This is a genomic window from Candidatus Kryptobacter tengchongensis, from assembly GCF_001458555.1.
GTDB classification, from domain to species: Bacteria; Bacteroidota; Ignavibacteria; order Kryptoniales; family Kryptoniaceae; genus Kryptonium; species Kryptonium tengchongense.
The window spans coordinates 73,898-83,875 of sequence record NZ_CZVH01000021.1; the positions used below are offsets into that span (position 1 = coordinate 73,898).

General features: G+C 36.9%; 13 protein-coding genes. 11 read left to right on the forward strand and 2 right to left on the reverse strand.

What is annotated here, in order from left to right; translation table 11 throughout:
- Positions 1-88: 88 nt before the first annotated feature.
- Positions 89-772, reverse strand: a complete 684-nt coding sequence (locus AT685_RS01890) for a hypothetical protein (RefSeq protein WP_072151310.1) — start codon at positions 770-772, stop codon at positions 89-91.
- A gap of 42 nt (positions 773-814) precedes the next feature.
- On the reverse strand, positions 815-1,450 hold the full coding sequence (locus AT685_RS01895; protein ID WP_072150793.1) for a sterol desaturase family protein: 636 nt from the start codon (positions 1,448-1,450) through the stop codon (positions 815-817).
- A gap of 158 nt (positions 1,451-1,608) precedes the next feature.
- Here AT685_RS01895 and AT685_RS01900 point away from each other — a divergent pair, with 158 nt between their 5' ends.
- Genes AT685_RS01900 through AT685_RS01950 form a run of 11 tightly spaced genes read left to right on the forward strand, consistent with a single transcriptional unit; the run spans position 1,609 to position 9,851 of the window.
- A complete protein-coding gene (locus AT685_RS01900; RefSeq protein WP_072150792.1) occupies positions 1,609-2,076 on the forward strand; it encodes an RrF2 family transcriptional regulator in 468 nt (155 codons plus the stop codon).
- Positions 2,063-2,845: a Fe-S cluster assembly ATPase SufC gene (gene sufC / locus AT685_RS01905; RefSeq protein ID WP_072151311.1), complete on the forward strand. Its 783-nt coding sequence runs from the start codon at positions 2,063-2,065 to the stop codon at positions 2,843-2,845. The genes AT685_RS01900 and sufC overlap by 14 nt, the downstream gene beginning before the upstream one ends.
- Positions 2,846-2,873: 28 nt before the next feature.
- A complete protein-coding gene (sufB, locus tag AT685_RS01910; RefSeq protein ID WP_072151312.1) occupies positions 2,874-4,277 on the forward strand; it encodes a Fe-S cluster assembly protein SufB in 1,404 nt (467 codons plus the stop codon).
- Between the two features lie 24 nt (positions 4,278-4,301).
- Positions 4,302-4,586: a hypothetical protein gene (locus AT685_RS01915; protein WP_072150789.1), complete on the forward strand. Its 285-nt coding sequence runs from the start codon at positions 4,302-4,304 to the stop codon at positions 4,584-4,586.
- 55 nt (positions 4,587-4,641) lie between these two features.
- Entirely contained in the window at positions 4,642-5,913 is a 1,272-nt protein-coding gene (sufD, locus tag AT685_RS01920) for a Fe-S cluster assembly protein SufD (protein WP_072151313.1), read from the forward strand.
- Between the two features lie 21 nt (positions 5,914-5,934).
- Positions 5,935-6,324 carry a Fe-S cluster assembly sulfur transfer protein SufU gene (sufU, locus tag AT685_RS01925; RefSeq protein WP_072150787.1) on the forward strand — a complete coding sequence of 130 codons (390 nt, stop codon included), beginning with the start codon at positions 5,935-5,937 and terminating at the stop codon, positions 6,322-6,324.
- A 21-nt stretch (positions 6,325-6,345) separates the two neighbouring features.
- Complete coding sequence (locus AT685_RS01930) at positions 6,346-6,663, forward strand: Rieske (2Fe-2S) protein (protein ID WP_072151314.1); 318 nt, start codon at positions 6,346-6,348, stop codon at positions 6,661-6,663.
- Positions 6,664-6,711: 48 nt separating this feature from the next.
- On the forward strand, positions 6,712-7,929 hold the full coding sequence (locus AT685_RS01935; protein ID WP_072151325.1) for a cysteine desulfurase: 1,218 nt from the start codon (positions 6,712-6,714) through the stop codon (positions 7,927-7,929).
- Between the two features lie 14 nt (positions 7,930-7,943).
- The gene (locus tag AT685_RS01940) at positions 7,944-9,140 is read left to right on the forward strand and encodes an IscS subfamily cysteine desulfurase (protein ID WP_072151315.1); all 1,197 of its coding nucleotides are present in this window, start codon (positions 7,944-7,946) and stop codon (positions 9,138-9,140) included.
- Between the two features lie 22 nt (positions 9,141-9,162).
- Positions 9,163-9,474: a hypothetical protein gene (locus AT685_RS01945; RefSeq protein ID WP_072151316.1), complete on the forward strand. Its 312-nt coding sequence runs from the start codon at positions 9,163-9,165 to the stop codon at positions 9,472-9,474.
- A gap of 23 nt (positions 9,475-9,497) precedes the next feature.
- Positions 9,498-9,851 (forward strand): HesB/IscA family protein, encoded by a 354-nt coding sequence (locus AT685_RS01950; RefSeq protein ID WP_072151317.1) that lies wholly within the window; start codon positions 9,498-9,500, stop codon positions 9,849-9,851.
- Positions 9,852-9,978: the final 127 nt, after the last annotated feature.

Consider the following 9,978-nt stretch of genomic DNA (forward strand, 5'->3'; position numbering starts at 1 on the left):
CGCGGGGTTTTTTTAATAACAAGCGCCAAATTAATTCGTCTTTTTATTCCTAAAGATAAAAACGAAATTATTTTTGGATCTCGCCTTTTTATTTCGTAAGGTCATAAATTGCAAAATTTGAAATGTAAACAGGTCTATCAAGTGATGAATATCTTGTAATAACTTTTATGATATTAGCTGGTTCATCAAAGGCTCTTGCTTCAAGTATGGCGGTTTTACCATTGATCAAACATTTCAAAGAATTTCCTTTAACTTCAATTATGACCTTGTTCGTTGCATTTATGTCAAGATTTAAAGAAGTTGACACTCTTTCACTTTTGACTCTGTGATACTCTATCTCTACTTGATTTAGTTCTTTTCCGTAAGCTGTAGCAAAAAGTATAGTAACAGTGCTGTATCCAAGTATAACATCAAATTCAAGGCGATAATTTTGAGGCAATGTTTCAATTGCCGGTTTTGCTTTGAATTCACTTGAAAATATCTTCATCCATCTTTTGCCTTTATATGTTACAACTTCAGCACTTCCAATCTCAACTTCCCATTTAGATGGTGTTTCTCCCTCATTGTATCCTGTGAAATTATCAGAGAAAATTACTATGCCAGATGTTTCAGATTTTGTGGTTGCGGGTTGTTCAGCTTTCTTTTCTTCAGCTTGAGTAGTTTCTTCTTTTTTCTCTTTGCCTTTATACTCACCTTTAAACTTTTCTCTAACTTGTGCATCAAGGGTAGAAAAGGAGAATAAGATAACTAAAATTAAAATTGCCAATTTCATTGTTGCCCTCAAAATTTAGTTTGAAAATTAGTTAAAACTTTATTATGGAGTTGTTCCAAATATGAGATCCCAGAGCGGACTTGAAACACCAAAAGCTCTATCAGGTGCTTTATAATGATGTTGTAAATGATGCTTCCAGAGATAACGGAGTTTATTTTTAGGTGGTTTGAAATGATGAATTGCATAGTGCGTCATATCGTAAATTATATAGCCCATGACAAAACCCGGGAAAAACGAGAAAGCATAAATTCCAAATGAAAATCTGAAGATGTACCAGAAAATTAAAGCGAGAATTAAACTTGCAGCTGGAGGCATTACAAGTCGTTTCGGGTCATTTGGATATTGATGGTGAACGCCGTGGATCATAAATTGTATTTTAAAGCCAAGAGATGTTTTGGGTTCAAAGTGAAAAACAAATCTATGTAAAAGATATTCAGCAAGCGTCCATGAGAAAACGCCACTTGCAAAAAGTCCAGCGACTGTAAGGGATTTAAAATTTAGTTTATTCAACGAATAGAAAATTAAATATGAAACAATTGGTAGATATATCACAGCTGGGGTTAATGGGTGAGTTTTCGTTAGTGTTTCAAGGAATTTATTTTTAAAAATCGTCGCCGAACCTTTTTTAGGATAAAGATAATCGGGTATTCTGGTAGATGCCCTGACGTATTCAGCCATGTTGTTATGCCCCATATTTTATTTTTGTGAATTTAATTTAAAAAATGCCACAAATAAAAGCAAGCCAAACCCGAAAAGGCATTTAATTTGACTTTTAAATTTTAAAGCATTATATTTACATCGTAGATATTTGATATCCAAAATTAATGGTATAATTTATGATAGTATCAAAGACACTTGATTATGCGGTAAGAACATTGATATACCTTGGCAAGCGACATGGTGGTGGAACAGTTTTGATGAAAGAGATAGCTGAAAAACAGAAGATACCGTTGAGTTATTTAGCTAAGGTTATGAGGCAGCTTGTAAGGGCTGGGATAGTTTTTTCAGAATACGGACCAAATGGTGGATATTCATTGAAGAAATTGCCATCAGAGATAACATTGAGGGATGTTTATGAAGCTGTTGAAGGGGAGTTAAGGATGGTTGAGTGTTTTGATGTTCCTGGGTCAGTTTGTGTTTTTACTTCTTGTTGTGGGCAGGCGGATATATGGCATGAGGTTGAGAAAAAATTTATAGATATTCTTGAAGGCATAACCATTCAAGATGTAATTGCACGTGATTGTGTTTATTCAGAAAAATTCTTAACAATAAACAAAAGGGAGAAAAGACATGCCAACACTTGAGGTTAGAGATTTATATGTGAGCGTTGATGGGAAAGAGATTTTGAGAGGGCTTAATTTCGCTGTTAATAAAGGTGAAGTTCATGCGTTGATGGGACCGAATGGCTCTGGGAAAAGCACGCTTGCTTATACAATAATGGGTCATCCAAAATATAAGGTTGAAGGCGGAGATATTTTGTTTGAAGGTAAAAGCATACTTGAGATGAAGCCAGATGAGAGAGCAAAGCTTGGTTTATTTCTTGCATTTCAATATCCTGTTGAGGTTCCTGGGGTTACTCTTTTTAATTTTTTGTGGAAAGCGATACAGGCTAATAATCTTGATCCAAGGGTGGAACGTATATCCTGGTTGCCGAAATCAGTGGTTGATTATAAAAGGGAGTTGATAGATAAAATCAAGAAGTTAAATATGAGTGAGATTTTTGTTTATAGACCTATTGGGGTTGGATTTTCAGGTGGTGAAAAGAAGAGGATGGAAATTTTGCAGATGGCGATGTTAAAGCCAATTATAGCTTTTCTTGATGAACCTGATTCGGGACTTGATATTGATTCTCTTAAGATTGTGGCTGATGTTGTGAATTCAGTGCGTACCCCGGAGCTTGGTATAGTGATGATAACTCATTATCAAAGGATTTTAAATTACATAAAGCCAGATTTTGTGCATATAATGCTTGATGGTAGAATCGTTAAATCTGGTGGACCTGAGATAGTTGAGAAGCTTGAGCAAGAAGGTTATGCTTGGATCAGGGAAACGGCTGCTGAATCAGCAGATTAAAAATAAAAATTAAAATGGAGAAATTAACATGCAAGCAACGGAAAGAAAAATAGATATTGATTATACAAGATATGACTTTAAGGATGAAATAAAATATATTTATCAGGCAAAGCGTGGTTTAAGTAGAGAAGTTGTTGAGGAAATCTCATATTGGAAAAATGAACCTGAGTGGATGCGGCAGTTTAGATTGCATTCGCTTGATGTTTTTCTCAAAAAGCCGATGCCGACCTGGGGAGCTGATCTTTCCGAGATAAATTTTGATGAATATATTTATTACATAAAGCCGACGGATAGAAAGGGCAAATCCTGGGATGAGGTCCCAGAGAAAATAAGGCAGACATTTGAACGGCTCGGGATACCTGAGGCTGAGAGAAAATTCCTTGCAGGGGTTGGAGCCCAATATGAATCCGAGGTTGTATATCACAGCCTGCGTGAGGATTTGATGAAAAAAGGTGTGATTTTTACAGATATGGATACTGCGGTTAGAGAATATCCTGATATAGTGAGAAAGTATTTTGGCACGGTTGTGCCACCTGAAGATAATAAATTTGCAGCTCTTAACAGTGCGGTCTGGAGTGGTGGAAGTTTTGTTTATGTTCCGAAGGGTGTTAAGGTTGATTTTCCGCTTCAAGCGTATTTTAGGATAAATGCAGAAAGCGTTGGGCAATTTGAAAGAACGCTTATCATTGCGGAGGAAGGCGCAAGTGTTCATTACATTGAGGGTTGTACAGCTCCTATTTATAGAGAAGATTCACTTCACAGTGCTGTAGTTGAGATCATAGCCCTTCCCGGTTCCCATGTCAGATACACGACTGTTCAAAACTGGTCAAAGAATGTTTATAATCTTGTTACGAAGAGAGCAGTTGCTTACGAGGGAGCTTTCGTTGAGTGGGTTGATGGGAATTTGGGTAGCAAGGTGACGATGAAATATCCAGCGGTTTATCTTCTTGGTAAGGGTGCTAAGGCGGAAATTCTTTCAATTGCTTATGCAGGTGCAGGGCAGCATCAAGATACAGGGGCAAAGGTAATTCATGTGGCTCCTTATACAACGAGCAACATCGTTTCAAAATCAATAAGCAAAGATGGAGGTAGAACAAGTTATAGAGGTCTTGTTAAGGTGCAAAAGGGAGCAATTGGTGTTAAGTCAACAGTTAGATGTGACGCTTTGATGCTTGATGAGTTCTCAAGGTCTGATACTTATCCTTATATGGAGATAGAGGAGGAACTTGTAAGTATCGGTCATGAGGCAACCGTTGGCAAGATAAGTGAAGATCAACTTTTTTATCTTATGAGCAGAGGATTGACCGAAAGTGAGGCATTGACACTTGTTGTTCTTGGTTTCATTGAACCATTTGCGAAGGAGTTACCGCTTGATTATGCTATTGAACTTAACAAACTTATAAAACTTGAGATGGAAGGAGCGATTGGCTAAATAAAAATTTCGGAGGTGAGTGAAATGCCATTTTTCATAGTTCAACATAGACATGAAGCAAATAATTGCCCTGCACGAAATCCAGAACTTGGGCAAATTCTTCTTAAACATCTTGCTTCTGCAGGGGATTATAAAGTTGAAATTAAATCCGAAGGTGTTGTTGATGGATCACATAGATTATTCTTGTTCATTGAGTCGGAGAGCCGTGAGAATGTTGAAAATTTCATGAAACCATTTTCTCAATTTGGTGAGGTTGAGATTTTATCTGCTTCGCTTTGCGAATCCGTCGTCCAAAGAGGCGGTTGCTAATTTATTCAAAATTTTTTAACTTTAACCGAAAACTAATTTGCTGGAGATAGAGTAAATGTCAGAAATTGTATTGCCGAATTGTTTAGCCCATGAAACAATAGATAAACTTTCAACCCAGAGAAACGAACCCCTTTGGTTTCGGGAAAGGCGAAATCAGGCTTTTGAAATTTTAGATGAATTAAACCTGCCCGAATCAAAATATACGAAAATAAAAGGATTCAAAGCAGAAGTTTTAAATCCATTTCTTGTCGGTAACCCTGATAAAGTTCTTTTTGATGCAGGTAAACTTGACATCTTCATCGTTCAGGCGAATACATCAACAAAGTATAAAATTTCGCCTGAATATCGTGATAAAATTATTCTGATGCCACTTGTAGAAGCACTTGATAAATATGGGGATCTTGTGCGAGAGAAGATATTTACAAAATTCAGATATGACCAAAATAAATTCACAGCGTTACATCTTGCATTTTTAAATTCTGGTGTTTTTGTTTATGTTCGTGATAATGTTGAGCTTGATAAGCCGATTTACATCGTCAATGAGGTTCAATCTGAAAATGTGGGGATATTTTCACATAATTTGATAGTGATTGGGGAAAATTCGCATGTGACCATTGTTGAGGAAAATCATTGCTGTCTTGGGAGTGAATATGCGGTTGTGACAAATGTTAGTGAGATATTTGGGGGCGAAGGAAGCGGTATCAATTTCATCAGTATAAATAACCTTGGTTATGGGATTTATAACTATATTGAGAGAATTTTCAGTGCTGAAAGGGATGCGAGGATAAACTTTATTGGAAACTGGCTTGGTGGTAGATTTACGATCTCCAAACATTCTGCGTTGCTTGAAAGACCTGGTTCGGAATTAAGGGATGTTCAAATTGCTTTTGGCAATGGATCACAGCATTTTGATTTGACAAGTTACACACAACATTTAAGTCCATATACGAAAAGTAATGTTGTCATGCGTGGCGTTGTGAAGGATAAAGCGAGGGTAAATTTTTATGGACTCGTTGATATTGAAAAAGATGCTCATGATTCCGATTCGTTTTTAAGTGAACATGCGATGCTTTTAAACCCAGGTGCGAGGGCAAATGCGATACCCTCACTTCAAATTAAAAATGCAAATGTAAGGGCTGGGCATGGAGCAACAGTTGGTCAGATTGACGAGGAACAAATTTTTTATCTTATGACCCGAGGGTTGAATGAAAGTGAAGCGAGAAAAACAATTGTTGAAGGTTTTCTTCTCCCAGCGTTTGATGAAATAAGAATTGATTTCGTTCGGGAAAGGATTCAGGAGATGATCCATCAAAAATGGAATATATAAAAATAAAGTTCTGCTTTTTCAATGGACGAACTTCAAATGGAAATCCTTCTTGACCATTATCAAAACCCGAGAAACTTTGGGCACCTTGAAAATCCAGACATAGTTCACGAGGAGGGGAATCCTTCGTGTGGTGATCAGATAAGAATTGAAATTAAACTTGAAGATAACAAAATAGCTGATATTAAATTTACGGGGAAAGGCTGCACGATAAGTCAGGCGTCAGCTTCAATTCTTACAGAAATTGTTAAGGGGAAATCGCTTGATGAGGTTAAAAATTTTAGCAAGGAAGATATGCTTAATGCTCTTGGAATACCAATCAGTCCGATAAGGCTGAAGTGTGCACTTCTTGGATTAAAGGTTTTAAAGGCTGGTATTTATGGGATTAACACCTGGCCTGGTGAAGAGGATTAAAAACAAAATTTTCCATCTGTTATGACAACTGCTGGTGAATATATTGAAATTGCAAATGTAAATGATGTCAGGAGTGGTGAATTTAAGGTTTTTGATGTAAATGGCGAGTCAATAATTTTGATAAATCTTGATGGTGAATTTTTTGCTTACAAAAATCAGTGCTCACATATGGAACTTGAACTAAGTGATGCGGAGATTGAGGGTGAAATTTTGACATGTCCTTGGCATGGTGCACAGTTTAACATAAGAACTGGTGATGTCGTAAGGCTTCCAGCTTCTGAACCGCTTGAAAAATATGAGGTTAAAGTTGAGGGCGATAAAATCTTTATAAAAATTTAAAAAGAACCAACCATGAAAAAGCAACATCAAGAAATTTTAACAACGAGAATTGATCTTGAGAAAATCAGAAACGATTTCCCCATCTTGAATCGGATTATTAATGGACATCAAGTTATTTATTTTGACAATGCAGCGACAACACAAAGACCAAGACAGGTTATTGAGGCAGTTAAAAATTTCTATGAAACCATGAATGCAAACATTCACAGGGCGGTGCATACTTTGAGTTATGAAGCAACCGTTGCTTATGAAGAAGCACATAAGAAAGTCGCCAAATTTATCAATGCTCGCTCATGGCGTGAAATAGTTTTTACAAGGAATGCAACAGAAGCTGTCAATCTTGTTGCTTATGCATGGGGGTTAGCAAATTTGAAAGAGGGAGATGAAATAGTTGTCACAATCATGGAACATCACTCAAATATCGTCCCTTGGCAATGGCTTAGAAAATTTAAAGGTATAACTTTAAAATTTGTTGATATCACGGATGATGGTTATTTAAAAATTGATGAATTTGAAAAATTGATAACCGAAAAAACAAAGCTCGTTGGTGTAGTCCATGCTTCAAATGTTCTTGGGACTATCAACCCGGTTAAAGACATAGTTAAAATCGCAAAGTCTAAGGGAAGCTATGTTTTAATTGATGGAGCGCAATCAGCTCCGCATATAAAAATTGATGTTCAGGATATAGGATGTGACTTTTTTGTTGCGTCAGGGCATAAGATGCTTGGACCAACTGGGATAGGTTTTCTTTATGCTCGGCGTGAGATACTTGAGCAAATGGAGCCATTTCTTTATGGTGGAGATATGATAAGCACTGTTACAATTGAAGGTGCAACTTGGAATGAGTTGCCATGGAAATTTGAAGCTGGGACGCCAAATGTTGCTGGTGGTATTGGACTTGGTGTAGCTGTTGATTATTTGCAGAGCATCGGAATAGATAAAGTTTTTGAGCATGAAAAAGAGTTGTTAAATTACGCTTTTGAAAAAATGGCAGATATTCCTGATATAGAAATTTACGGACCTAAGAAGAATCGGCTTGGTGTTATCTCGTTCAACATTCGGGGTATTCATCCGCATGATATTGCTGGCGTTCTTGATCAACACGGTATCGCTGTTCGTTCAGGGAATCACTGTACCCAACCACTTCTTGCACGGCTTGGGGTTGATAACACAGTGAGGGCAAGTTTCTACATTTACAATACATTTGAAGAAATTGACAGATTTGTTGAAGCTTTGAAAAAAGCTGTTAAAATTTTCAAAAGATAAAATTTTTCAATGTGATGACCCTGCGGTTTCCAATATATCTTGATAACCATGCGACGACGCCTGTTGATCCGCGTGTCCTTGAGGCGATGCTTCCTTACTTTACTGAAAAATTTGGGAATTCCGCAAGTCGTCAACATCAATTTGGCTGGGAAGCTGAAGCAGCGGTTGAAATGGCGCGAAAGCAAGTTGCAGATCTAATTAACGCAAATCCAAAAGAAATCATCTTCACAAGCGGGGCAACTGAATCAATAAATTTGGCTCTGAAAGGAATTGCATTAGCTTATTCTGAAAAAGGTAAACATATAATCACCACTCAAATTGAACATAAGGCGGTGCTTGACTCGTGTAAGCGATTGGAAAAGATGGGCTTTAAGGTTGATTATGTTCGTGTTGATAAATATGGGCTCGTTGATCCAGATGAAATTAAGAAAAAAATTACTTCCGAGACTATCCTTATAAGCGTAATGTTTGCAAATAACGAAATCGGGACAATTGAACCAATTGAGGAAATTGGGAAAATATGTTCTGAGTTCGGTATTTTATTCCATACGGATGCAGCACAAGCTCTGGGCAAAATCCCAATTGATGTTCAAAGGTTAAATATTGACCTTATGTCAATGTCTGCACATAAACTTTATGGACCTAAAGGTGTCGGTGCGTTGTTTATAAAAAAGAAGATGCCAAGAATTAAAATTGTACCTATTATTGATGGCGGTGGTCATGAGGGTGGACTAAGGTCTGGGACTTTAAATGTTCCAGGAATTGTTGGGTTTGGGAAAGCATGCGAGCTCGCAAAGGTTGAAATGAAAGATGAATTTGAAAGAATCAAAAAACTTCGTGATAAGCTTCAGGATGGAATTATGGGCTCACTTGATGATGTTTATTTAAATGGTCATCCTATTCAGAGATTGCCCAATAATTTGAATTTGAGTTTTGATGGTGTTGAAAGTGAAGCAATGCTTATGGGGATGAAGGAAATTGCTGTATCCACAGGCTCTGCCTGTTCGTCTGCAACAGTTGAAAAATCGCATGTTTTGAAGGCAATCGGCTTGAATGATGATCTCATCGCAGGGGCTATAAGATTTGGAATCGGAAGATTTAATACAGGGGAAGAGATTGATTATACAATAAATCGTGTTGTTGAAGTTGTCAAACATTTGCGGAATATCTCGCCAAAGTATAGATTAAAAAAAGAAATGTCAAAAATTTAAAAATAAACCTAACTTTGAACAGATGAAAGAAATGAAAGAACTTCAGATTTTAAAAGACAACTGGGAGGAATTTCTAAAGTTCATGAAAGCTCGTTACCCAATTTATCATCTTTCAAATGTTTTCGTTAGGGATATTGAGTATGCGATAAGAGATTATTTCCTTGATAGAGGAGAGAAGATAAGCTTTGCTGAGGCGGAGTATCTTGCACAAAAATTTGCCGAGTTTTTGGTTGAAAAAGGAGTTTTCAGGGTCATAAAAAATGAGTTCAATAGGGTATGGAGTCTAAACTATCCAGCCTTTAAGAAACCGAGTGTTCAAAAACAGGAAAAATAAAAAACTTAACAACGGAGGAATAAATGGAGCAGATAGGTCAGGAACAAATTGAAAAAATCAAAATTACAGATAGAGCAGCTAAGGAAATAAAACAAATCATTCAAGATAACAATATCCCTGCGGAATATGCTTTGAGAGTTGGTGTAAAGGCGGGAGGATGTTCGGGGTTTTCGTATGTTTTGTTATTTGATGAGGTAAGAGAGAATGATGTTGTGTTTTTATCAAATGGGATAAAGGTGACCATTGATCCCAAGAGCTTATTTTATCTTGAGGGAACGGAGCTTGATTTTATTGATAGTTTAATGGGGCGTGGTTTTGTTTTCCATAATCCGAACGCAACGAGAAGCTGTGGCTGTGGTCATTCGTTCTCTGTGTAAAATGGGGCATGGTTAAAAAATCAAAGCTGAGGAATTAACTTATGGTCACGCGAAGAAAATTTTTGAAAGGAATTGGATTAGCTTTTCTTTCTATTCCCTTTATCAAGTTTTCAAATTTATTTTCACA

What these genes read in the sequence shown, in the direction of transcription:
- AT685_RS01890 (WP_072151310.1), bottom strand. Translation starts at nt 772, where the DNA reads ATGAAATTGGCAATTTTAATTTTAGTTATCTTATTCTCCTTTTCTACC.
- AT685_RS01895 (WP_072150793.1), bottom strand. Translation starts at nt 1,450, where the DNA reads ATGGCTGAATACGTCAGGGCATCTACCAGAATACCCGATTATCTTTAT.
- AT685_RS01900 (WP_072150792.1), top strand. Translation starts at nt 1,609, where the DNA reads ATGATAGTATCAAAGACACTTGATTATGCGGTAAGAACATTGATATAC.
- sufC (WP_072151311.1), top strand. Translation starts at nt 2,063, where the DNA reads ATGCCAACACTTGAGGTTAGAGATTTATATGTGAGCGTTGATGGGAAA.
- sufB (WP_072151312.1), top strand. Translation starts at nt 2,874, where the DNA reads ATGCAAGCAACGGAAAGAAAAATAGATATTGATTATACAAGATATGAC.
- AT685_RS01915 (WP_072150789.1), top strand. Translation starts at nt 4,302, where the DNA reads ATGCCATTTTTCATAGTTCAACATAGACATGAAGCAAATAATTGCCCT.
- sufD (WP_072151313.1), top strand. Translation starts at nt 4,642, where the DNA reads ATGTCAGAAATTGTATTGCCGAATTGTTTAGCCCATGAAACAATAGAT.
- sufU (WP_072150787.1), top strand. Translation starts at nt 5,935, where the DNA reads ATGGACGAACTTCAAATGGAAATCCTTCTTGACCATTATCAAAACCCG.
- AT685_RS01930 (WP_072151314.1), top strand. Translation starts at nt 6,346, where the DNA reads ATGACAACTGCTGGTGAATATATTGAAATTGCAAATGTAAATGATGTC.
- AT685_RS01940 (WP_072151315.1), top strand. Translation starts at nt 7,944, where the DNA reads ATGACCCTGCGGTTTCCAATATATCTTGATAACCATGCGACGACGCCT.
- AT685_RS01945 (WP_072151316.1), top strand. Translation starts at nt 9,163, where the DNA reads ATGAAAGAAATGAAAGAACTTCAGATTTTAAAAGACAACTGGGAGGAA.
- AT685_RS01950 (WP_072151317.1), top strand. Translation starts at nt 9,498, where the DNA reads ATGGAGCAGATAGGTCAGGAACAAATTGAAAAAATCAAAATTACAGAT.